Origin of the sequence: Roseimarinus sediminis (assembly GCF_050433125.1) — a bacterium.
GTDB lineage: Bacteria > Bacteroidota > Bacteroidia > Bacteroidales > Prolixibacteraceae > Roseimarinus > Roseimarinus sediminis.
Genome location: NZ_JBNPXV010000011.1, coordinates 97,768 through 122,588, shown reverse-complemented (window position 1 = coordinate 122,588; position 24,821 = coordinate 97,768). Strand labels below are relative to the sequence as shown.

The window sequence follows — 24,821 nt, the reverse complement described above, 5'->3', positions numbered from 1 at the left end:
CATGAAAATCAGAAACTACAATATTATCGTTCTGCTGTCGATCAGCATCTTCCTGGCGGCTTGTGTCGACGTATTGGATAAACGCGACCTGAACTCGGTCGACGACATGATCTGGGACAATCCGGTACAGGCAACCCTTTATGTAAATACCCTCTATGCAGCCAACATGCCGGGCATGTCGCTGGGTGAAAACAGTGCCATGACCGACGAAATGTTTTCTTCGTCGGAGAGCTATATCAACTTCATGTATGGTTTGGTGACTGAAAACGATATCGATGCCTTAAAAGTGATGCACCGTGAAAAGTATCAGGCCATCCGGAGAATTAATTTCTGTATTAATGGTCTCGAAAATTCGGCGCTCGACGACAGCATTAAGGGAACCATACTGGGACAGGCTTTGTTTTTCAGGGCTTATCGTTACTGGGAAATGGTACAGCTTTATGGTGGAATACCCATGATCTTTGAACCGCTCGATCCTTTTACCGATGAGTTGGATATACCCCGAAGCACCACCGCCGAATCGTTTCAGCTGATTATTCAGGATCTCGATCAGGCAATCAGTGCTTTGCCAGTTGACTGGCCGCTGGCCGAAGACAATGGTCGGATTACCAGTGGTGCAGCTGCTGCCTTCAAGGGTCGCATTCTGCTGAGCTGGGCCAGCCCGCTGTTTAACCGTGACAACAAGCAGGAACGCTGGCAGCAGGCTTACGATGCAAGCAAGCAGGCCGATGAACTCTTGTCACAAATGAATACACCGCGTGCTTTGCATTCCGATTTTTCAACGATTTTCACCTCAAGTGTACTGAGTAATACCGAAGCCATCATTTTTAAACGTTACGACCCTTCAATCAGTACCGAGTTCTCAACCGGATGGGAAAGCAGTGTACGTCCCCGATCGGGAGGTGGTAATTTTGGTTACCAGCCAACCTGGGAACTGGTGAAAGCCTTCCCCATGGCCAACGGAAAATTGATCAGCGAAACTGGCTCGGGTTATGATTCAACCTATTTCTGGCAAAACCGCGACCCACGTTTCTATGCGACCATTGCCTACAATGGTTGTGAATGGCCTATGACCGGCAGAACCAATAACATTCAATGGTCGTATGACCGAAACCGTTACGAGGGAAATACCAAATCGGGAACCAGCTTTTTCAACTGTAAGGCAACCGATTCCAACATTCCGGTGGAGAGTATCGGGCAAACCGGTACTTCATGGATCGAATTGCGCTACGCCGAAGTGTTGCTCAACATCGCCGAATGTGCCAATGAACTCGGTAAAAAGGATGAGGCACTCGAAAACATACGTGCCATCAGGGCACGTGCAGGAATTGAAGCAGGCGACGGAAGCTATGGAATCAGCAACAGTGTTTCGAAAGAAAAATTGCGCGAATTGATTATGATTGAACGTCAGGTGGAATTTGCTTTCGAGAACAAACGTTATTTCGATCTGCGCCGAAGACTTATGTACCGAAACGATCTGGGTGAATTGGTTAAGAAATTCAATGGAAACAAACGTCATGGCTTTAATTACAAAGCCAAAAAACCCTGGGATCAACGCATCAATGAGCCGGGCGCTGAATACCATGGCTATAGCAGGCTCGACACGGCGGTTTATTTTGGTTATGTCGACATCAACGATGCCGAAAACCTGAACAGCTATTTTGAAATCGAGCTCAAGGAAATGGAAGCCATTGTGGGCGGACAGGTGCAGGCGATCAATTATCGCGAATTATATGACTTCTTTGCGATACCAGGCAATTTCCTTACCCGCGGCGAGGCCATAGAGCAAACCAAGGGTTGGGTGTACGGTACCTTCGACCCGCTGGCAGAATAATTGTAGAAATAATAAGAAAGAAGATAAACTATGCGAATTTTTCATAAGCTGCTGATTGCAGCAATCATGGTATTAACAACGGGTTTCGGCTCATGGGGTCAGCAACTGGCTTTCCCCGGGGCTGAAGGTTACGGGCGCTTTGCTTCAGGAGGCCGGGGCGACAATTCGTTTCTGACCCCTAAAGTGGTGGCTGTTACCAATCTCGAAGACAATGCCGAAGGCGAAGCGCTCATCGAAGGAAGCTTTCGCTGGGCACTGGCTCAGCAGGATACACTTTATAACAATGTGACATTGAAAATTCCTACAACCATTATTTTCAAGGTGGGCGGCGTAATTATGCTGAAGCAGGATATTAAATGCAAAACAAAGAACCTGACCATAGCCGGACAAACAGCCCCTGGTGGTGGCATCTGTTTTGGAGGAGGAACGCTGAATTTTTCGGGTTCTTCAAACATCATTGTGCGTTACATCCGCTCTCGTCCGGGCGATGTGTCGGGTGATGAAGTGTCGGCATTCCGCATCGAAAACGGTGGAAATTTTATTATCGACCACTGTACTTTCAGCTGGGCCATCGAAGAAACCACCCACTTTTCGAGCAATGAAAATACTTCGGTTCAGTGGTGTATCATCAGCGAATCGCTGTTTCACTCCATCCATAAAAAGGGCGATCGTGGTTACGGTACCCAGTGGGGCGGCGAATATGCCTCGTACCATCACAACCTGCTGGCTCACCATAATTCACGCATGCCCCGAATCAACGGATCGAATAAAAACGACATCGAGGCATTGGTCGACTACCGCAACAATGTGAACTTCAACTGGGGCAGCAGTGGTGCCTTTTATGGTGGCGAATGGGAAGGAACCAGCGGCAAGGGCTTTTGTGCCACCAATGTGGTCAACAATTATTTCAAACCCGGCCCGGCCACTTCGGGCGAATATTTTGCACGCCCTTCGAGTAACCGCAGCGGGGTACAGTTCGACGGTTATGCCCAATGGTACTTCAGCGGAAACATTATGGAAGGAAACGAACAGCGTTCCAACGACAACTGGCTGGGTGTCGACGGATCGAATGTGGGAGGCATTGCCAACATCCGTTCCGAAGTGGAAGCTGTAAAAGCTGATGGCAGTCTCGAAAAGTACGAACGTTACAGCCAGAGTGCCTCCGATGCCTACACCGATGTATTGGCTCATGCCGGGGCTTCATTGCCGCAGCGCGATGCCCACGACCAGCGGCTGGTGAAGGAAGTAAGCGGCGAAGTAGATATCGTGCGCTACGAATATACCACCAACGATGGACAGGAAACTCCTAAGAAAGGTGTTGCTTCGGGATTGATTGACACCCAAAATAACCTCGTACCATCCGATGCTCCCGAAGGAACAACAGCCTGGAGTGTTTATGAAAGCGTGGGGAGTGAGCAGTCTCCAGCCGACAGCGATGGCGATGGTTTGCCCGATGCCTGGGAGACAAGCAACGATTTGGATCCTGCCGATCCCACCGATTTTATGACCATCACCGCCAGTGGTTACAGTTATCTTGAAATCTACCTGAATGAACTCACCGGTGTTGAAATCGATGCGGCCGATTCGGTAAAATACAACGATGTTGTGACCAGTATCAGCCAATTGAAAAAGCGCCCCGGCCTGAATGTATATCCTAATCCGGCTGTCGACATGCTCTATATTCAGGGAGGACAGAATATTGTAAAACTTGAAGTTTACAGTCTTTCGGGAATAAGAATGATGGAAAGCGTGAATCACGATGGCATTCGTGAGTTGAACGTTGCCAGGCTGAACTCCGGAATTTACTTTGTGAAAGCCACCGCCGGAAATGGCGAAATCTATCAGACAAAATTATTGAAACAATAAAACAACCACCAGTTCATGCGGAGTTTTCTAATTACACTTTCACTACTTATCATTGCAGGTCTGGCACAGGCAACTGTTTTCGACATGGTGGTCGATGGCTCCGGCAGCGGAGACTTTAGCACTTTGCAGGAAGCATTGAATGCAGTACCCGATAACAGCAATGAACGGACCCTGATTTTTGTTAAAGCCGGGATTTACACCGAGAAAATTGTAGTGCCGGCTGCCAAAAACAGGGTGAGTGTAATTGGCGAACATCGCGACAAGGTGATCATCAGCTGGAACGACCGTGCAGGAGTGGATGGCATGTCGAGTGCCGACACTTACACCCTGATGGTCGAAGGCAGCGAATTCTACATGGAAAATGTGACGGTCGAAAATACGGCTGGCAATGTGGGACAGGCGCTGGCCATCCGCACGGTGGGCGATAAGGGCGTTTATAAGAACTGCCGTTTCACCGGTTTTCAGGATACCTACTACGCCCACAAAAACCGGCAGTACAATTACGATTGTACCATCGAAGGGGCTACCGACTTTATTTACGGCGATGCCACTGCAGTGTTCGACCATTGTACCGTCAACTGTGTGAAAGGCGGGCAGTACATCACAGCGCCCAGCGACACCAAACTGGTAACTACTTTTTCGTCGGGGAACAAGTTCTATCACGGGCTGATGATCATCAACAGCGATATCACCGCCAGTAATGATGTTCCCGATCGGAGTTACTACCTGGGCCGCCCATGGCAACCCGATGCCTCATCGGTTTACATTTACTGCCGGCTGGGCAGCCACATCAGGCACGAAGGCTGGTCAACCTGGAACAACGACAACCACTTGTCGGGGTTTTACGGTGAGTATAAGAATACCGATTTTGACGGCAATCCTGTCGATATTTCACAACGAGCGAGCTGGAGTGAGCAAATTACCGATGCGCGCATACAGAATTTCTATAAATACGATTTTTTCTATAAGAAGAACGGAGAAGAATGGAATCCTGAATCGCTGGCACGTGCCCTGGCTGCCCCTGAAAATATAAGTTACAACAACGGATTGCTGACCTGGGATGCGGTAGAAGCTGCCATTGGCTACGTGATTTTTCACGATGGGAACTTCTTTTCCATTAGTGAACAAAACCAGCTTGAGGCAACAAATATCGACCCCGACAAAGTGGTGCTGCGTTCGGTACGCGATCATGGAGGATTAAGTAACGATACCAATGAACACCTGCTTACCGGTAACGTGACAATGAAAAATGTTCCTGAATTGGTTATCAGGAACAACAACATCAGCACTACTAAACCTGTAAGCCTTATTGTTTACGATGCAGCTGGAAGGAAGGTAGCTGATTTTAAGCATGCCCTTCATCATTCGCTGCAGGAGCTCTCCCCTTCATTCTACCTGCTTAAGGCAGAAGATGAAAATGGAAATACAACGATCAGAAAATTTTACAAGCATTAAGCACAACAATTGCTAACTATTTAAAAAAATTGAGATGAAAAGAAGATTCAAAATATTATTAATGTCATCAGTACTTCTGTTGGGAGGAAGTGCGGTGAAGGCACAATATCCCGATGTTCCAGCCGATGTTCGGAAGGCCTCAGGAGAAATGATGCAGAAAGCCGAAGCCAGCTCAAAAGCTGCCTGGGACAAAGCATGGCCAGTAATTCAGGAAGAAGCAAAGCATGGAAAACCTTACATACCATGGGCACACCGCCCGTCCGATTTACCGCAGGCAAGCATCCCGTCGTTTCCGGGTGCCGAGGGGGGTGGTATGTTCAGCTTTGGCGGACGCGGTGGTAAAGTTATTACCGTTACCAGCCTGGCCGACAGTGGCCCGGGTACCCTGCGCGAAGCCTGCGAAACCGGCGGGGCCCGCATTATCGTGTTCAATGTAGCCGGAATTATTCAACTCGAATCACCATTAATTGTACGTGCTCCCTATGTAACCATAGCCGGACAAACAGCACCCGGCGACGGGATTTGTGTGGCGGGTGAGAGTTTCTGGATCAATACCCACGACGTGGTGATTCGTCACGTACGTTTCCGTCGCGGAGAAACCAATGTAGGCCGCCGCGACGATGCCATTGGTGGAAATGCAGTGGGAAACATCATGCTCGACCATATTTCTGCCAGCTGGGGACTCGACGAGAACATGTCGATCTACCGTCACATGTACAACGACAGCACGGGAAAAAAGGAATCAAAATATCCCACGGTAAACATTACCATACAAAATTCAATTTTTTCAGAGGCACTTGATACCTGGAACCACGCTTTCGGAAGTACACTGGGTGGAGAGAACTGCTCATTCATGCGTAATCTCTGGGCAAACAATGCAGGACGCAATCCGTCGATTGGCTGGAATGGTATCTTCAACTTCACCAACAATGTACTGTTTAACTGGGTGCATCGGTCCATCGATGGTGGTGACTATACTGCCCAGTTCAATATAATCAATAACTATTTCAAACCTGGGCCGGCTACTCCGCTCGATGAAGCCATCAGTCACCGCATTCTGAAACCCGAATCAGGCCGTAGTAAGCTCGACCGCAGAGTGTTTGGACGTGCCTATGTGAATGGGAATATTGTTGAGGGAAATGAAAAAGTAACAGCCGACAACTGGAATGGGGGAGTGCATTTTGAAGATGTTCCCAACCCCGAAAATCCCTATCAGGAAGTAACCCTGGTAGATGACATTAGCAAGTACCGGGATGAGGTAAAACTAAATTCACCTGCACCCATGCCGTATATGAATATCATGAATACGAAGGAAGCATACGAATACGTACTGAAAAATGCAGGGGCAACCATGCCGCGTCGTGATCCGGTTGACGAGCGAATTACACGTGTGGTTCGGACCGGACAAATTGAATATGCCGAAAATGTAAGTACTGAAGATGTGCCAAAATTCAAACATCGTCGTCTGCCCGAAGATTCCTATAAAATCGGAATTATCACCGATATTTCGCAGGTTGGAGGTTATCCTGAATACAAGGGAAAAGCGTATGTCGACAGCGATAAAGACGGCATGCCAGACAAGTGGGAGAAAAAATATGCACACCTTGGGCTTGACCCCAACGATCCTTCCGATGCTGTTGAAGATTGCAATAACGACGGTTATACCAACATCGAGAAATACATCAACGGAATTGATCCTGAAAACAAAATCGACTGGACCGATTTGCGTTTTAACTATGACACACTGGCCGAAAAGGGTGGTGTAATGGCTGAATAGAACCAATAACAAAAGGATGCAGTTTCCCTTGTTTGGAATGCTGCATCCTTTTTTGTTAAAAATGAAAATAAGATGAAGAAAATATTGCCAGTTTTATGGTTGATGGTGAGTGTGTTAACCTTGAATTTGAATGCGCAAACCGAGGGAGAAAGCCCCGAAGAAGCTTATACCCGTGTGATTACCGGCCGGGCCGATAAGATTGTGGATGAGATGGTTTTCAGCGATGATGTGCTCAGGCTGAAGGTGCGCGATTTGATTGTTGAACACTATCGGTTTTTGAACGACGCCGAAGAACAACGGAATGCCGATGTGGCTAAAATTCGCGAGGAGTATGACGGGAACAAGGAATTACGCAATGCAAAAATCGACCTGCGTAAAGCCGAACAGGAACTCGCCATACGCGATCATCATTTTGCTTTTACATCAAAACTAAATAGTATGCTTTCACGCGAACAGGTGGCTCAGGTGAAAGACGGATTAACTTATGGTGTACTCAACAATACTTACAATGGTTTTGTCGACATGATCCCTGACTTGAGCAACGAAGAAAAACTGCAAATCCTCACCTGGCTCACCGAAGCCCGCGAACATGCCATCGATGGTGGTACTTCGCGCGAAAAACATGGCTGGTTTGGAAAATACAAGGGAAAAATTAACAATTACCTCTCGGGAAGGGGTTACGACCTGAATAAGCTAAGTAAAGAGTGGCAGGAAAGGTTGAAGGAACAGGGAGTAAAATTATAAAAGACTGCTGAGGTGATGGTTATTAACAGGAAGAAAAGGATGAAACGATTGGTTTTTGGCTTTCACATAGCCGAATTGCTTCTGTTTTTATTTTTAGCGGCCCTTGTGATCAATGCAAAAAATGTATTGGCTGCCGATAGTAATTTGCCTCCTGTGCATCGGGGTGAAAATGGAAAACTTGAATACCTGTCTGATTCTTTAGGCAACCGGATTCCCGATTTTTCTTTTTGCGGCTATCGTGCTTCTGAAGCGGCCATCCCCCTGGTTCCGGTGAAAGTTATTGTGGAACCAATGGCTGGTGATGCCACGGCCTCCATTCAAAAAGCCATCGACTTTGTTGCTTCCTTGGGCCTCGATGAAAACGGATTCAGGGGAGCGATTCTCCTTAAAAAAGGAGTCTACCGGGTGTCCGGCCGATTTCTGATTAACACCTCGGGCATCGTTATACGTGGTGAAGGGTATCGCCCGGGAGAGACTAAAATTATTGCCGACGGCTTAAGCCGCGAAACCCTTTTCCGCTTTCAGGGCGGACAAGCTCAAACCGGCAAACAAAACATCGTCATCAGCGATCGTTATGTTCCTGTAAATGCTACAAGTTTTCAGCTAGATAATGCGGCTGGTTTAAAAGCCGGCGATCCGATTTTTATTACCCGTCCTTCTACCTGGGAATGGATCGATATGTTGGACATGCGCCAGTTTGGAGGACAAACCGGCTGGCTTGGCTGGCGCGAAGGCGAACGCGACCTGGTGTGGGATCGCACCATTACCGCAGTGTCAGGCAGCACCGTAAGCATCGATGCGCCCATCACTACCGCTCTTGATCAAAAATATGGCGGGGCTTTTATTACCCCGTACCAGTGGAATACACGGCTTAGCCATTGTGGAATCGAAAACCTGGCGCTTGAATCGGTTTTTAATGCTGAAAATCCGAAAGATGAAGATCATTGCTGGAATGCCGTTTCGTTCGAAAATGCCCGCGACTGCTGGGTTCGGCAGGTAACCTTTACACATTTTGCCGGTTCGGCCGTAGCAGCTTACGAAACAACATCGCGCATTACGGTGGAAGATGCGCTTTCGTTTGAGCCGGTTTCCGAAATTGGTGGTATGCGCCGATATACTTTTTACAATGCGGGTCAGCAAAATCTGTTTTTGCGCCTGTATGCCGAAAATGGCTACCGCGATTTTACCACCGGAGCCTGTGCTGCCGGTCCCAATGCCTTTGTGCAATGCCTGTCGCACCTGCCACACAGTTTCAGCGGCACAGCCGATAGCTGGGCTTCGGGCGTGCTGTTCGACATTGTGGATGTGGATGGCAATTCGCTCGGCTTCTCCAACCGGGGGCCGCTCGATCGTGGCGCAGGCTGGACTGCGGCCAACTCGATGTTGTGGCAATGTACAGCCTCCGATATTTATTGTTTTACACCTCCGGGAGCGCAAAACTGGGCCTTTGGAACCTGGGGACGTTACTGGGGCAACGGCTACTGGTACGAAGCCGATAGCCATGTAAAACCCCGCAGCCTGTTTTTTGCTCAGCTGGCCGATCGAATTGGAAAAGATAACATTCCCGAAGCTCCGGTTATCGAGTACACCACCAACGCAACCAGCAGCCCAACGGTTGAACAGGCCGCCGAAATTGTAGCTTATTTTCAAACTCCCGTTCAACCTATAAAAGAATGGATTTACGAAGCCTCGGAGAGAAATCCCATTTCCACCAAAGGCAATTCAGCTCCAGCTGTCGATCGTGTAAAATTGGACGTAGAAAAGAAAGCTGAACTTCAATCCGATAAGCAGAAATTTGAAATTAAAAACGGCTGGTTGCTGGCCGATGGCCGGGTATTAACCGGCGCCAGAGCACAGGTACCCTGGTGGAGCGGTAGTTTGCGTCCGCGCGATGTAAGCCGGGCCAAAATGGCGCTTACCCGTTTTGTGCCGGGGCGTGTAGGCAAAGGATATACCGATCGCTTGACCGAAGTAGTGGCCGAAATGGAAGCATCGAACCTGGTAGCCGTGGAACAAAACTATGGCCTGTGGTACGAACGTCGGCGCGACGACCATGTGCGTGTTCGCCGTATGGATGGCAATGTGTGGGCACCGTTTTACGAACAGCCTTTTGCCCGCAGCGGTCAGGGACAGGCCTGGGACGGATTGAGCCAATACGATCTGACCCGCTACAATCCCTGGTATTGGAACCGCTTGAGCGATTTTGCCAATATGGCCGAAGCAAAAGGAAAAGTGTTGGTTCATCAGAATTATTTCCAGCACAATATTTTGGAAGCTGGTGCGCACTGGGTCGATACGCCATGGCGAAGCACCAATAACATTAACGATACCGGTTTTCCCGAACCACCACCATTTGCAGGCGATAAACGGATTTTTATTGCCGACCGCTTTTACGATGTCGAGCATCCGGTGCGTCGTGAGCTGCATCGTAAATACATTCGCCAGTGCCTCGATAATTTCGCAGGAAACACCAATGTAATACAAACGACCAGTGAAGAATTTACAGGACCATTGCATTTCGTCGAATTCTGGATCGATGTCATTGCCGAATGGGAGGCCGAAACCGGAAAAAATGCCTGCATCGCGCTGAGTACAACCAAAGATGTTCAGGATGCAATTCTAAGCGACCCGGAGCGTTCTAAAGTGGTCGATATCATCGATATTCGTTACTGGAGTACGCGTGCCGATGGTACCGTTTTTGCCCCTAAAGGCGGGCAAAATCTGGCACCCCGTCAGCACATGCGCAAAATGGACCGGGGCAAGCGTTCCTTCGAACAGGTTTACAACGATGTATTAAGTTACAAAACACAGTATCCCGATAAAGCGGTGATATATTCAGAAAATCAATCGCCTTCGTATGCCTGGGGTGTTTTTATGGCCGGTGGTTCACTGGCTCCGCTTCCCCCGATTGAAGCCGATGGTTTTCTTGAAAGTGCAGCAAGCATGCAACCTTCTGAAAGCAAACAGAAGGGGATTTTTATTCTTCAAAATAAGGAAGGTGAACAAATACATTACAGCACTACTCAACGCAATGAAATAACGATTGATATGACGCCTTTTAAGGGCAGATTCGACGCGGTACTTATCAACACGGAAAGCGGAGAAGCACAGGTGCTTGAAAGTAACATCAAGGCCGGAACCACTGTTCAACTGAAGATGACTCAGCAAGGAGTTTTGTGGTTGCACCTTAGCAAAACAGAGAAAAATTAAACTGGTAACATAAGCAAAAACTTAACAAATGAAAACAAAAATTAAAGCTGCAGTTCTGGCCTTTACAGGTTTACTGGCCATTTCAACAGTTCAGGCTCAATATCCTACGCTTTCGGAGGAGATGAAAGCAAAGGGAGAAGCATACATGAATGAAGTAGAACGTCGTTCGGATGTGGCCTGGGAAAAAGCGTGGCCGGTAATTCAGGAAGAAATGCAGCATGGGCGACCCTACACTCCCTGGGCCGGTGTTCCCAATGCACTCACCAAAGCTGAAATCCCCGCTTTCCCGGGTGCTGAAGGAGGAGGCATGTTCACTCCCGGAGGTCGCGGAGGAAAAGTGTTTGTGGTAAACAACCTGAACGACAATGGCCCCGGTTCATTGCGCGAAGCCCTTGAAGCCGGTGGTGCACGCATTGTAGTTTTCAATGTAGCCGGTATCATCTGGCTGAAAGATCCGATTATCGTCAGGGCTCCATACATCACCATTGCCGGACAAACAGCTCCCGGTGACGGTATTTGTGTAGCCGGCGAATCGGTAAAATTTAATACCCATGATGTAATTATTCGACACATGCGTTTCCGCAGGGGGGCAACCGATGTACAGCGCCGCGACGACGCACTCAGTGGCGATGTAATGGGTAACATCATCATCGACCACGTTTCGGCCAGCTGGGGACTCGACGAAACCATCTCGATGTACCGCAACATGTGGCAGCCCGAACCGATCAAAAATCCGTCGAAAGTAGAAAAGCTGCCAACCGTCAACGTGACCATACAGAACAGCATTTTTGCCGAAACACTCGATACCTACAACCATGCTTTTGGAAGCACCATTGGTGGCTTGAACAGCACTTTCATGCGTAACCTTTGGGCCAATAATGTGGCCCGAAACCCCTCAATTGGCATGTGGGGCGATGTGGGTTTTGCCAACAACGTTGTCTTCAACTGGTGGAACCGCACCATGGATGGAGGCGACTACCGTTCGATGTGGAACGTGATCAACAATTACTACAAGCCGGGTCCGATTACCCCAAAAGATAAACCCATTGCCTACCGCATTGCCAAACCCGAGAAGGGAAGCATCGATTCAACCTTGTTTGGCCGTATTTACGCCCATGGAAATATTGTTGAAGGCAACGAGGCGGTTAGCAGCGATAACTGGAACGGTGGAATTCAGCCACGCGGCAAAGGCATTAACGAAGATGCAAAGGAATTGCAGCAGATCCGCTCCTACAAGCCATTTCCGATGGCTCCCCTGAAAATTATGCCTGCACAGGAGGCGTACGAATTTGTGCTTAACAATGTTGGTGCGACCATTCCGCGCCGCGACCCGGTGGATGCGCGCATTGTAAAACAGGTGCGTACCGGTGTCATTGAATATGAGGACGGATTGGAGGATGAGTTGAGTGAATACCTTTCACGCCGCCGCCTTCCGGCCGATTCATACAAAAAGGGAATTATCACCAGTGTTGATCAGGTGGGTGGATATCCCGAATACAAGGGCAAATCATACAAGGATTCCGATAACGATGGCATGCCCGACTGGTGGGAGAAAAAATACGATCTGAACCCGAACGACGCTTCCGATGCCAGTGGAGACATCAATGGCGATGGTTATACCAACATCGAAATGTTCATCAACGGCATCGATCCTGAAACGAAAATCGACTGGAGGAATCTTCAGAATAATTACGATACCTTACGCGAAAAAGGGGTACTTCATCAATAAATCAAGCTACTGAAAATGACTAAAAATATTGGATTAATTATAGCGCTCATCCTTTCGTTTTCGGCCTGCACAATTTCAAAAACCGAAGATGATCATCAAAAACTTCAACACCTGAAAGTTTCAGAAAACGGTCGTTTCATTCAGCAGGAAAACGGCGATCCCTTTTTCTGGCTGGGCGATACAGGCTGGCTTTTGTTTACTAAGTTGAATAAAGAAGATGCCGAAGCCTACTTCGACAACCGAAAAGCAAAGGGTTTTAATGTATTGCAGGTGAGTGCAATTCATATGCTGAATGCAAAAAATGTGTATGGCGATTCAGCCTTAATTAATAGGAATTTGTCTCAACCATTGCTGATCGACGATCATTACGATTATTGGGATCATGTGGATTACCTGGTCGATTTGGCAGCCCAAAAAGGACTGTACATGGCTTTGGTTGCTGTTTGGGGAAACAATGTGAAAAACGGCGGCGTTTCGTATGACGAAGCAGAAGCGTATGCTACGTTTTTAGCCGAGCGCTATGGCGATCAACCCAATGTGATCTGGATGAACGGTGGCGATACTTTTGGAAGCGATTCAACTGCTACCTGGAAGGTGATTGGCCGCACACTGAAAGAAAAAGCCCCGCAGCAACTGGTCACTTTTCACCCACGTGGTCGTTGTACCTCGGCCGATTGGTTTCATGACGAAGACTGGCTCGATTTCAACATGATACAATCGGGGCACCGGGCTTACGACCAGGACGATACCGAGCGTGGATATGGTCAGGATAACTGGCGTTTCATCAACGACGACTTTGCCATGTCGCCGGTGAAACCAACCATCGATGGCGAACCTTCGTACGAAGGTATTCCGGTTGGACTGCACGATCCGGCCTTTGGTTACTGGGACCACAACGACATTCGTCGCTATGCATACTGGTCGGTGTTTGCAGGGGCTTTTGGTTTTACCTATGGTCACAACGCCATCATGCAGTTTCATAAGCGTACCGACGGAACACCGGCTTTTGCTGCCAAAGATTACTGGGACATTGCCCTCAATTCAACCGGTTCGTACCAAATGCAATATCTAAAGGATTTGATGTTGTCACGTTCGTTTTTCGATCGGGTGCCGGCGCAGGAATTGCTGGCCGAAAATGGAGAGAAGTACGACTATCAAGTGGCAACCAAGGGCAGCAACTATGCCATGGTTTACACCTATCGGGGTGGAACAATCAAGGTCGATCTTGATAAAATGAAAGCCGAAAAAGTGGCCGTGTCGTGGTACAACCCGCGTACCGGTGCTGTTCAGAAAACCGGAGAAATAAATGCTGCCGGTGTAAAAGAATTTCAGACACCCGTAAATGTTCATGTTGATGGTAATGATTGGGTGCTGATTCTGGATTCAGTAAATTAACAGGTTACGGGATAAATTTCATTATGATGCTAAATCAATCTCCCACAAAGACACAAAGACCACAAAGAATTAGCAAAGGGATAAGATATTGACGTGATGAAATAAAGAGAATAATTACAACTATTTGTTTTGAAATATTTATCCATTGGATAAATATTTCAAAACTTTGTGGACCTTGGTGTCTTTGTGGGATAAAAATACATTCCGGTTTTAGTATAACTACAAAAAAAGATGAAAACAGCTAATTGGATATTATTGTTACTGTTGACAGGATTGCTTTCCTGCCAACAAGCAAGCGAAGAAGAAGCCTATCTTTTTACCACCTTTCGCGAACCCGCTACCGAAGGCTTGTATCTGGCTTACAGTAACGACGGATACAACTGGGAAGACCTTGGCGGGGCTTACCTTGAACCCGGGGTTGGCAAGCAAAAAGTAATGCGCGACCCATCGGTGGTGCAGGGCCCCGACGGAACTTTTCACATGGTGTGGACTTCGTCGTGGAAAGGCGACCTGGGTTTTGGCTATGCTTCAAGCAAAGACTTTATCAACTGGTCGGAACAGCACATGATTAATGCCATGGCCTTCGATACTTCGACCGTAAATGTATGGGCACCCGAAATATTCTACGACGATGTGGATGACCGTTTCATCATTATCTGGGCTTCAACCATTCCGTTTAAATTTGAAAGGGGAATTGAGGAAGAGCGCAACAATCACCGGATGTACTACACTACGACCAAAGATTTTAAAACATTTACCGAAACAAAGCTTTTTCTCGATCCCGGTTTCAGCGTCATCGACTGCGTGATTGTGAAACGTAAAAAGAACGATTACGTATTGGTAGTGAAAGACAACACCCGACCGAACAGGAACATCAGTGTTGCTTTTGGTGAAACTCCACTGGGACCCTTCAGTTCTTATTCAGAACCTTTTACAGGTTTTCTTACCGAAGGACCAACTGTTGTAAAAGTCGACAACGACTACCTGATTTATTACGACTCGTATGGCGATAAGTCGTATAAAGCAGTTAAAACAACCGATTTTGTTGAGTTTACCGATATCACGGATCAGATCAGCCTGCCCGAAGGACACAAGCACGGAACCATTGTTAAGGTGAAACAAGCGCTCATCGATCAGTTGCTCGAAAACAAGAAATAGCATGTATCCCCGTGAATCAGAATCTTTCATCCGGGTGCAAATAAAAAGTGAAAACGTTTAATCAGAAAATATGAGAAGGATAATTATTGGATTCAGTTTGCTGTTGGCAACATTTTGCTTGTCGGCTCAGGATACTGTACGATATACAGGAACAACACTTTGTAACTCCGATTATCATCACGGACAATTAAGCCCGATCGTCGGGGTACATAATATACAAGTACTGCGTGCCAGTCGCGAGCATCCCCAAATGGCCGATGTGTATGGCTGGACCTATAACCACGGTCCCAACATGGCTTATTGGAACGGCACATTTTTCGTTCAGTACCTTAGTAACCCGGTGAGCGAGCACGAAGCGCCCGGACAGGTTTATCTGAGTACTTCGGAAAACGGATACCACTGGGAACAGCCCATTGTATTGTTTCCGCCCTACAAAGTGCCCGACGGAACCACCAAAGAAGGCGTTGAGGGGGTGGCTAAAGATAACTATTCGGTCTTGCATCAACGCGTTGGATTTTATGTAGCTCCGTCTAAGCGGCTGCTTACCATGGGCTACTTCGGAATTTGCATTACCCACGAAGACAGTCCCAACGATGGCAAAGGCATTGGTCGTGCGGTTCGCGAAATCTACAAAGATGGTTCGCTGGGCCCCATCTATTTCATTCGTTACAACAAAGGATGGAACGAGGAAAATACCGACTATCCTTTCTATCAATCATCAAACGATAAAGGTTTTATCGAAGCCTGCGATGCCATGCTGGCCGACCCGTTGATGATGCAGCAATGGGTCGAAGAAGCCGACCGCGACGATCCGCTCATTCCGTTGAAAGAACAATACAAAGCATTTTCGTATTATCACCTGAACGATGGAAGGGTCGTAGGACTTTGGAAACATGCACTCACATCGATTAGTAACGACGGTGGGCAAAGCTGGGAATACACCCCGACCCGCGCACCGGGTTTTGTAACCAAGGCGGCAAAAATATGGGGACAAAAAATGAGCGATGGTACTTATGCCACCGTTTATAACCCGTCGCAATTTCGCTGGCCGCTGGCTGTTTCGTTAAGCAACGATGGGCTGGAATACACCAACCTTCATCTTATTAACGGCGAAATAAGCACCATGCGCTATGGAGGACAATTCAAATCGTACGGGCCTCAGTACATTCGCGGAATTCTCGAAGGAAACGGTACACCGCCCGATGGTAAAATGTGGCTTACTTACAGTATGAATAAAGAAGACATCTGGGTTTCGTCGGTGCCGGCTCCGGCTTTAACAGCGGCCGAAAAACACGCCAACGATGTGTTTGCTAAAATGAAGGATGGCAAAGAACTCGATAGCTGGAATATTTACGCCCCACTTTGGGCTCCGGTGAAAATTGAAAAGGATGCCAAGGGGGAAAAAACCCTCGTGTTGCGCGATAAGGATCCTTTCGATTATGCTGTGGCCGAAAAAATAATTCCGGCTTCTAAAAAATTCAGTGTTGAATTTGAAATTAACCTGGCACAAAACGATCATGGCTTACTGCATGTCGTATTGGCCGACGATAAAGGAAATGCCGCCATTCGTATGTTTTTCAACAACGAAGGTAATTTCATGAATAAGGATGGTTATGGCGTAAACCGCAACATGGTTTACGAAGCCAACCGCGATTACAAGGTGAAGGTGGTGGTCGATCTGAACCGCAATTTTTACGAAGTGTTTGTCGATGGCGAACGTAAATCGGGGCGCTTGTGCTTTCAGAAAGTGGAACATATTTCGCGTGTGATGTTCCGCACCGGCGAGCGTCGCTACTATCCAACGGTCGATTCGCCGCGCATGCAGTGGTTCGATGTCGAAAACTCTGGAGCAATCGACAAAGAAGCCGTTTTTACCATCAAATCGTTTAAAACTTCTGTAGAGAAATAAAACATTTAGAACTATGCTGAATTTTCGCAATCAAATTATAACAGCCTGTTTTGTTTTAGGCTTTCTGTTTACCGTGCAGTCGTCGATGGCCTGGGGTAAAAAATCAAAATCGGTATTGAAGTACGACGATTTTAAATCGTATGTCGATTACTTCAACCGCATGGAAGATGAAAATGTGGTTCAGGCCATTCCCGATGCCGAATCGTGGGACTGGATGCAACAAAATGTACCCTTGTTTGAGTGCCCGCAGGATAATTTTGAGGAAATGTTCATCTATCGCTGGTGGACACTTCGCAAGCACATTAAGGAAACACCGGTTGGCTATGCTTTTACCGAGTTTTTGGTGCAACGCAGTTATTCCGATAAATACAACCTCATTGCCTGTGCTATTGGTCATCACACCATGGAAGCGCGCTGGCTGCACAACCCCGATTATTTAAACCAGTACCTGCATGTGTGGTATCGGGGCAACGAGGGCGAGCCCATGGCAAAACTCAATAAATTCAGCAGCTGGACACCCTACGCCTTACTCGAAAAGTACAAGGTGGACGGCGACAAAGCTTATATGCTCGATATGTTGCCCGATATGATAAAAAGTTACCAGGAATGGGAAGAAATACGCCGGCTCGATAACGGATTGTTCTGGCAGCACGATGTGAAAGATGGCATGGAAGAGCAGATCAGTGGTGGCCGCAGAGTGCAAAATGCCCGCCCCACCATCAACAGCTACATGGCCGGAAATGCGCTGGCCATAGCACAAATGGCTGAAATGGCAGGCGATATGGCTAGCAAAAAGCTTTACGAAGCAAAGGCCGATACCTTAATTGGGTTCATTGAGAGTAAGTTCTGGAATACTGAAATGAATTTTTACGAAACCATAAAAGAAGATGGAAATTATGCCGGAGTACGCGAAGCCATCGGATATATTCCATGGTATTTCAATATTCCTTCGCTTGAACATACCGTAGCCTGGGAACAAATTATGGATGAGGGAGGCTTCTTAGCACCTTTTGGCTTAACTACAGCCGAACGTCGTCACCCTGAATTCAGAACTCACGGATGCTGTAAGTGCGAGTGGGACGGGGCTGTTTGGCCTTTTGCCACCTCGCAAACGCTTACCAGCCTGGCTAATTTGCTGAATAATTATGAACAGGATGTGATGAGCGATTCTGTTTATTTCTTTCACCTCGAACGCTATGTCGAGTCGCAGTATTATCGCGGCCGTCCGTACATTGGCGAGTACCTCGACGAAGTAACCGGCTACTGGTTGAAAGGCGATCAGGAGCGCAGCCGCTACTACAACCATTCAACTTTTAACGATTTGGTGATCACCGGCCTGGTTGGTCTGCGTCCTCGTGCCGACGAGGTAATTGAAATCAATCCTCTGCTGCCCGAAGGTACGTGGGATTATTTCTGCCTCGACCACCTGAAATACCAGGGAAAAACCCTCACCATTGTGTGGGATAAAGACGGGTCAAAATACAAAAATGGCAAAGGCTTGTATGTACTGGTCGATGGTAAGGAAGTTGGCCGCACCAGTAAGTTGGAAAAATTGGTCATTGAATAGGATTTAAAAAACCAGAGTATGAAGAAAATTCAAACGATATTTTTAGTGATGTTGTTGATGAGCGGCAATTTGTTTGCCACAACAGTTGGCAACAGCCAGGAAAAGCTGGCACAGTATGTCGAGGAGGCAGGCGAATGGGTGGCGGCTCTGAACTTAAACGATGTGGCCAAAGAACAGCGGCTGACTGATGCCATTGCCATTCATCGAAGCGCTGTAAAAAACTGGCACGATACGCACCCGGCTTCTACAGTGCCCGAAGGAATTAACCCGCGCACCGGCGACAAACTTACCGAGCTCGATCGCCAGATGATTGCCGATTCGGCCATCCCGGCGTCGGTACACGAAAACCTGATGAAAGCGCTGCGAGCCGATTTGACCGAAGAGCAGGTCGAACTTATTTTGGATAAATACACCATTGGAAAGGTCGATTTCACCATGCGCGGCTACAAGGCCATCGTACCCGATCTTACTGCCGAAGAAGAGGCCAAAATACTTGGTTATATGAAAGAAGCCCGCGAAATGGCCATCGATTATAAAAGCATGAAGCAAATTTCGGCCATCTTCGAAATTTACAAAACAAAATCGGAGCAGTACCTGATCAGCAACGGACGCGATTGGCGACAGCTTTACAAAGATTTTGTCAAATCATTAAAAGAACAAAAGAAATAGAAGGATATGAGACAAATAGCACTTTTATCGATATTGTTGGTTGTGATTTTTTCAGCTTGCAATCAGCCGCAAAAACAAAATGTTGACTGGAAAAAGGGAATTGTTGAAGAACAATTTATTTATGACGAAGCTCCATTTCCTTCATGCCATTCGGGTACACTGGCCGAAACGCCCGAAGGGCTGGTGGCTGCATGGTTTGGCGGGACCCGTGAGCGCCATCCCGATGTGTGCATCTATGTAAGTCGGCAAATCGAAGGGGAGTGGACAGCCCCCATGGAAGTTGCCAATGGTGATTGGGACGACGGCGTTCGTTACCCGACCTGGAATCCCGTTCTGTTTCAATATCCCGATGGCGAGTTGCTCTTGTTTTACAAAATAGGGCCCAAACCCTCAGAGTGGTGGGGCATGTTGAAACGCTCGACCGACAATGGAAAAACATGGGGCGAGGCCGAAAAGCTTCCCGAAGGGTACATAGGTCCTGTGAAAAACAAGCCCGTTTTACTGGCCGATGGTACCTTAATTTGCCCTACCAGTACCGAAGGTAACGGCTGGCATGTGCATTTCGAAATGACCAAAGATCAGGGTAAAACATGGACTAAAACCGATAATATTAATAACTATAAGGTGCACAACATCATTCAGCCCAGTATTTTAACCTATGCCGACGGGCGAATGCAAATTCTTTGCCGCAGTAAAAATTCGGTGTTGGTTTCGGCCTGGTCTGATGACAATGGCAAAACCTGGGGGTTGACACAGCCTTCAGGCTTACCCAACAACAACGCCGGAACCGATGCAGTTTCACTGGCCGATGGCCGTCAGCTGGCGGTTTACAACCATGTGAAAACACCCATTGGTGCTTCAAAAGGGCATCGCACTCCGCTTAATGTGGCCATTAGTGAAAATGGAAAAGACTGGTTTGCCTCGTTGGTACTCGAAGATTCCGAAATCAGTCAGTATTCATATCCCGGAGTGATACAAGGTGCCGACGGAATGGTACACATTATTTATACCTGGCGCCGTGAAAAAATGAAATACGTAAAAGTTGACCCGTCGCTATTGAATATGATTGAAATTGAGGACGAAAAATGGCCGGAGTAAAATAATGAGTGAATGAAAGAGTGAATGGATGAATGGGAGAAAACGATTGCTTCCAATTGCATTCAATCGCTTCCATTTCTTTCAAAATATAATTAAATGAAAAAAACAGCAGTCGTACTTTTATTATTAATCGGAATGTTTACGCGGCTTTCTGCTCAAACATCTGATGATAATTTTCAGCAAGCATTGAACGAAGTGCTGAACGACATTGAGTATCAGTATAAGGTGAAACTGCGCATTTCGGGTGGTAGCATCGAGGGTAAAGTACTCGACTATGCCCGTTGGCGTTATCGTCCCGATGTGGAGCAAACCTTGCAGAATGTGCTGGCTCCCTTTGATATGGTGGCCATTCCCGATGGAGACAGAAAGTACAAAATTCAAGGCTATCAATACCATCGTCGCTCAGTAAACGAAGCGCAGGAAACGCTTAATTTTTTAGCGTCAAAATATTCAAATAAAACGGAATGGGAACAGCGGCGCATGGCAATTAAAGCTTGTTTGCCCGATGCTTTGCGTTTGTCGCCTCTGCCCGATGCTGCTGAAAGTCAGCCGGTTTTAACGGAGCTACGAAAGCACAAGGGCTACACGGTTCAGAATATCGGTTTGGAAGTATTGCCCGGTGTTTATGTGGCCGGCTCCATTTACCGGCCCGCAAAAATCAAAGGTAAAATACCGGTAATACTAAGTCCGAACGGGCATTTTGGAAACGGGCGCTACAACGAGCAAATTCAAACCCGGTGTGCTGCCCTGGCACGCATGGGCGCCATGGTGGTGAGTTACGATCTGTTTGCATGGGGCGAATCAACGCTTCAGTTCGACGGTTCGGCTCATCGAAAAAGCCTTGCCAATACCATGCAGGCATTGAACAGCATTCGCTTACTCGATTACCTGCTGTCGTTCGATTATGCCGATACCAACCGGGTGGGCATTACCGGCGGCTCGGGCGGTGGAAGCCATTCAATGCTGATGGCAGCCATCGACGAGCGCATCGATGTGAGCGTTCCGGCGGTGATGCTATCGGCTATTCATTATGGTGGATGTCCCTGCGAAAGTGGAAATCCCATTCATTTGTGCGAAGGAGGAACCAATAATGTTGAACTGGCAGCACTTTTTGCCCCCAAGCCTCAGTTGGTTATTTCCGACGGGGGCGACTGGACGGCCAACGTTCCCGAAATGGAATTTCCTTTCCTGAAGCGCATCTATGGTTTTTATGGCGATGGGGCAGTGGTCGAAAATAAACATTTGGCCGACGAAGGTCACGATTACGGCCCGTCGAAGCGGGCAGCGATGTATCGTTTCATGGCCGAACACCTCGATCTTGATGCTTCAAAAGTTTTCGATCAGAAAGGACTACTTGATGAATCGGACATTACGATTGAAGATCAAAATCAACTGAAAGCTTTTGGCGAAAATGGTGAAAATCTGCCCGGCCATGCGATTTATGGCTTTGCATCGCTCGAAAAAATGTTTCAAGGCGAAGATGAAAAGGCTTGGATTGGAAGTGGTGCGCGTTACAAAATTGGCGTTTGCGACTGGATGATTCTCAAACGGCAAAAATTGGGAGCTTTTTCGCGTACGCACGAGATAGGCGCCGATGGCTTGCTGCTCGATATGGGAGGTTTAGGCAACCGGTCGACTTTCGATAGTAAGTTGTTCGACCCCATAATGCGCCGTAAGTTTCAGGATGAATTGAATAAATACCATCTCGAAGTGGCCGGTATTGCCATGTCGGGATTTTATGCCCAGAATTTTGCGGCCCGCGATGTTGAACCCATGATCGACGATTGTATCAATACCATGCACCTGATGGGAACTAAAGTTGCTTTTCTGCCGCTGGGCGTTGAGGGCGACCTGAATAAACATCCCGAACGTCGCGATTCCATTGTGGCCAAATTGCATCGTGCCGGACAGAAAGCAAAAGCTGCCGGTGTGGTAATTGGTATCGAAACTGCGCTTGATGCCAAAGGTGAACTGCAACTGCTGGGCGAAATCAATTCAGATGGAATAAAAATATATTACAACGTGGCCAATGCCTTGCAAAACGGCCGCGATTTGTATAGCGAACTGGAGACACTTGGTGCCGAAAATATTTGTCAGATACTGATAACGGACGAAGACGGTGTTTGGTTGGAGAACAACCAGCGGGTTGATATGACGAAGGTGAAACAAACCCTCGACCGTATGGGCTGGGGAGGCTGGCTGGTGATTGAACGCTCGCGCGACCAGAATAATCCGCGCGATGTAGTGGGCAACTTTGGCGCCAACACACGGTACTTGAAGAAAATTTTTCAGGAGTAGATGAAAAAAAAGATTGAAGGAAAAAGATTGAAGGAAAAAGATTGACGATAAAAGATTAAAAGAGATTGAGAGAGAAAAGATTGATGGTGTGAGGTTTACCCTGTGAAATAACGCTTTGCGTTAAAATCTCCGATTTTATTTCACAGGGTAAACCTGTAACCTGAAACCCGAAACCTGAAACCTAATTACTTAACAGAAAAAAATGAAACAACTACTAACAACAATCATTCTGCTTATTGCAATCATCCCATTGTTTGCAGTAAATATTTATGTGTCTCCTAAAGGAAACGACAAGCACGACGGCACGAAAGACAGCCCACTCCAAACGATCATGATGGCCCAACGTAAAGCCCGTGAGTTGCGACGACTGAATGCTCCCGAAATACAAGAGGGCATCAACATCATTGTGGCCGACGGAACTTATTTTCTCGACGAGCCTTTGCTGTTCAGATCTGAAGACTCTGGCAACGTAACAAGTATTACTACGATTAAAGGTGCTAGCGGAACTTTACCTCGCATAAGTGGTGGCATAGAAGTAAATGATTGGGAAAAGGCCGGAAAAGTCAACGGATTTACCAATGCATCGCGAAATCTGTGGGTTGCCGACATGCCTCGTAAAGCCGGTCGTAGCGTCGAATTCCGTCAGATGTGGGTTGACGGGGTAAAAGCCAATCGCGCATCGAATCTCGATGATGGTGAACTCGACCGCATATTGGCTGCCGATCACGAAAACGAGGTATTTTGGATTCCGCTCCCCGATGTGGATTTAAGCAAAACCCGACAGCTCGAAATGGTCATTCATCAGTGGTGGGCCATTGCGAACCTCAGGGTAAAAGATATTGAAATTGTAGGCGATAGTGCAAAAGTTTCGCTTTTTCAGCCCGAAAGCCGTATCGAGTTTGAACATCCATGGCCGGCACCCTTTATCGATTCCGAAAAAAAATACAATGGTAATTCGGCCTTCTATTTTGTTAATCATCCGGCATTGCTTAACAATCCCGGCGAATGGTATGCCGATACCGACAATGGAAAAATTTACTACTGGCCTCGTGAAGGTGAAAATATGGACCGGGCAGAGGTGCTGGTTCCTTTTCTAGAAACGCTGGTCAGCATGGAAGGAACGCTGGATCATCCGGTTGAATACATCCATTTTGAAAACCTGTCATTCGAACACACTACCTGGATGCGCCCTTCGGAACGCGGGCATGTGCCCTTGCAGGCCGGTTTCTACCTTCTCGATGCGTATAAGCTGAAAGAACCCGGAACACCCGATAAAGCCGGGCTCGAAAATCAGGCATGGCTGGGCCGTCAGCCTGCTGCAATCGAATTGCGCAATGCACAGCATAACCGCATTTTCAAGTGTAAAGTAATGCACGCTGCAGCAACGGGCATCGATCTGGTTACCGGCACCGCTTACAATGAAATAGTAGCCTGTAAAATTGAAGATATAGGGGGTACCGGTATTCAGGCTGGTTTCTTTGGCGATGCCGCGTTCGAAGCGCATTTGCCCTATAACCCGGGCGACGAACGAGAAGTTTGCCGTTTCGAAACCATTTCGAACAACCTCATTTCGAATGTTACCAACGAAGATTGGGGCTGTGTAGGAATCAGTGTTGGCTTTGCCCACGATATCAACATTGAATACAACGAAGTGAGCCACCTGAATTATTCGGGTATTTGTGTGGGGTGGGGCTGGACCAAAACCATCAACTGTATGAAAAATAATCGTGTACATGCCAATTATATTCATCATTTTGCCCGCAACATGTACGATGTGGGTGGCATTTACACCTTATCGGCGCAACCCAATGGCGAAATTAGCGAAAACCGGATCGAAAAACTTTTGAAGGCGCCATATGCCCATATCCCCGATCATTATCAATACATTTATTACGACGAAGGTTCGTCGTACATCCGGGCAGTAAACAACTGGACAGAGAAAGACAAGTTCTTTTCAAACACTCCGGGACCGGGCAACGAGTGGATCAATAATGGTCCCGATGTAGATGAAGCCATAAAGAACAAAGCCGGAATTCAGGCAGCTTACCGCTGGTAGCACGATAGTGCTGATTATAATTACCAACAACATAGCAGTATTTTCAAAAGAATAAA

The 24,821-nt window shown here is 47.5% G+C and carries 15 protein-coding genes; all 15 read left to right on the top strand.

What is annotated here, in order from left to right; genetic code table 11:
* Position 1 precedes the first annotated feature (1 nt).
* Positions 2–1,834 (top strand): RagB/SusD family nutrient uptake outer membrane protein, encoded by a 1,833-nt coding sequence (locus FHS86_RS14415; RefSeq protein ID WP_429415085.1) that lies wholly within the window; start codon positions 2–4, stop codon positions 1,832–1,834.
* 30 nt (positions 1,835–1,864) lie between these two features.
* Positions 1,865–3,700: a T9SS type A sorting domain-containing protein gene (locus FHS86_RS14410; RefSeq protein ID WP_429415082.1), complete on the top strand. Its 1,836-nt coding sequence runs from the start codon at positions 1,865–1,867 to the stop codon at positions 3,698–3,700.
* 15 nt (positions 3,701–3,715) lie between these two features.
* Complete coding sequence (locus tag FHS86_RS14405; protein ID WP_429415079.1) at positions 3,716–5,155, top strand: pectinesterase family protein; 1,440 nt, start codon at positions 3,716–3,718, stop codon at positions 5,153–5,155.
* A gap of 34 nt (positions 5,156–5,189) precedes the next feature.
* Entirely contained in the window at positions 5,190–6,932 is a 1,743-nt protein-coding gene (locus FHS86_RS14400; protein WP_429415077.1) for a pectate lyase family protein, read from the top strand.
* A 72-nt stretch (positions 6,933–7,004) separates the two neighbouring features.
* Entirely contained in the window at positions 7,005–7,676 is a 672-nt protein-coding gene (locus FHS86_RS14395) for a DUF3826 domain-containing protein (protein WP_429415074.1), read from the top strand.
* A 39-nt stretch (positions 7,677–7,715) separates the two neighbouring features.
* Entirely contained in the window at positions 7,716–10,886 is a 3,171-nt protein-coding gene (locus FHS86_RS14390; RefSeq protein WP_429415071.1) for a DUF6298 domain-containing protein, read from the top strand.
* Between the two features lie 28 nt (positions 10,887–10,914).
* The gene (locus FHS86_RS14385) at positions 10,915–12,615 is read left to right on the top strand and encodes a pectate lyase family protein (protein WP_429415068.1); all 1,701 of its coding nucleotides are present in this window, start codon (positions 10,915–10,917) and stop codon (positions 12,613–12,615) included.
* A gap of 15 nt (positions 12,616–12,630) precedes the next feature.
* Positions 12,631–14,010, top strand: coding sequence for a glycoside hydrolase family 140 protein (locus tag FHS86_RS14380; RefSeq protein ID WP_429415065.1), 1,380 nt, complete (start codon positions 12,631–12,633; stop codon positions 14,008–14,010).
* A gap of 231 nt (positions 14,011–14,241) precedes the next feature.
* Positions 14,242–15,168 carry a glycoside hydrolase family 43 protein gene (locus FHS86_RS14375; RefSeq protein ID WP_429415062.1) on the top strand — a complete coding sequence of 309 codons (927 nt, stop codon included), beginning with the start codon at positions 14,242–14,244 and terminating at the stop codon, positions 15,166–15,168.
* A gap of 70 nt (positions 15,169–15,238) precedes the next feature.
* The gene (locus FHS86_RS14370) at positions 15,239–17,077 is read left to right on the top strand and encodes a sialidase family protein (protein WP_429415059.1); all 1,839 of its coding nucleotides are present in this window, start codon (positions 15,239–15,241) and stop codon (positions 17,075–17,077) included.
* Between the two features lie 13 nt (positions 17,078–17,090).
* On the top strand, positions 17,091–18,644 hold the full coding sequence (locus FHS86_RS14365) for an MGH1-like glycoside hydrolase domain-containing protein (protein WP_429415056.1): 1,554 nt from the start codon (positions 17,091–17,093) through the stop codon (positions 18,642–18,644).
* A gap of 18 nt (positions 18,645–18,662) precedes the next feature.
* Complete coding sequence (locus FHS86_RS14360; RefSeq protein ID WP_429415053.1) at positions 18,663–19,313, top strand: DUF3826 domain-containing protein; 651 nt, start codon at positions 18,663–18,665, stop codon at positions 19,311–19,313.
* A gap of 6 nt (positions 19,314–19,319) precedes the next feature.
* Complete coding sequence (locus tag FHS86_RS14355; RefSeq protein ID WP_429415050.1) at positions 19,320–20,411, top strand: sialidase family protein; 1,092 nt, start codon at positions 19,320–19,322, stop codon at positions 20,409–20,411.
* Positions 20,412–20,507: 96 nt separating this feature from the next.
* Entirely contained in the window at positions 20,508–22,709 is a 2,202-nt protein-coding gene (locus tag FHS86_RS14350) for a TIM barrel protein (protein ID WP_429415047.1), read from the top strand.
* A gap of 202 nt (positions 22,710–22,911) precedes the next feature.
* Positions 22,912–24,765, top strand: coding sequence for a right-handed parallel beta-helix repeat-containing protein (locus FHS86_RS14345; protein WP_429415044.1), 1,854 nt, complete (start codon positions 22,912–22,914; stop codon positions 24,763–24,765).
* Positions 24,766–24,821: the final 56 nt, after the last annotated feature.

Bases quoted from the DNA above. Each gene is read 5' to 3' on its own strand.
- FHS86_RS14415 (WP_429415085.1), top strand. From the start codon at position 2: ATGAAAATCAGAAACTACAATATTATCGTTCTGCTGTCGATCAGCATC.
- FHS86_RS14410 (WP_429415082.1), top strand. From the start codon at position 1,865: ATGCGAATTTTTCATAAGCTGCTGATTGCAGCAATCATGGTATTAACA.
- FHS86_RS14405 (WP_429415079.1), top strand. From the start codon at position 3,716: ATGCGGAGTTTTCTAATTACACTTTCACTACTTATCATTGCAGGTCTG.
- FHS86_RS14400 (WP_429415077.1), top strand. From the start codon at position 5,190: ATGAAAAGAAGATTCAAAATATTATTAATGTCATCAGTACTTCTGTTG.
- FHS86_RS14395 (WP_429415074.1), top strand. From the start codon at position 7,005: ATGAAGAAAATATTGCCAGTTTTATGGTTGATGGTGAGTGTGTTAACC.
- FHS86_RS14390 (WP_429415071.1), top strand. From the start codon at position 7,716: ATGAAACGATTGGTTTTTGGCTTTCACATAGCCGAATTGCTTCTGTTT.
- FHS86_RS14385 (WP_429415068.1), top strand. From the start codon at position 10,915: ATGAAAACAAAAATTAAAGCTGCAGTTCTGGCCTTTACAGGTTTACTG.
- FHS86_RS14380 (WP_429415065.1), top strand. From the start codon at position 12,631: ATGACTAAAAATATTGGATTAATTATAGCGCTCATCCTTTCGTTTTCG.
- FHS86_RS14375 (WP_429415062.1), top strand. From the start codon at position 14,242: ATGAAAACAGCTAATTGGATATTATTGTTACTGTTGACAGGATTGCTT.
- FHS86_RS14370 (WP_429415059.1), top strand. From the start codon at position 15,239: ATGAGAAGGATAATTATTGGATTCAGTTTGCTGTTGGCAACATTTTGC.
- FHS86_RS14365 (WP_429415056.1), top strand. From the start codon at position 17,091: ATGCTGAATTTTCGCAATCAAATTATAACAGCCTGTTTTGTTTTAGGC.
- FHS86_RS14360 (WP_429415053.1), top strand. From the start codon at position 18,663: ATGAAGAAAATTCAAACGATATTTTTAGTGATGTTGTTGATGAGCGGC.
- FHS86_RS14355 (WP_429415050.1), top strand. From the start codon at position 19,320: ATGAGACAAATAGCACTTTTATCGATATTGTTGGTTGTGATTTTTTCA.
- FHS86_RS14350 (WP_429415047.1), top strand. From the start codon at position 20,508: ATGAAAAAAACAGCAGTCGTACTTTTATTATTAATCGGAATGTTTACG.
- FHS86_RS14345 (WP_429415044.1), top strand. From the start codon at position 22,912: ATGAAACAACTACTAACAACAATCATTCTGCTTATTGCAATCATCCCA.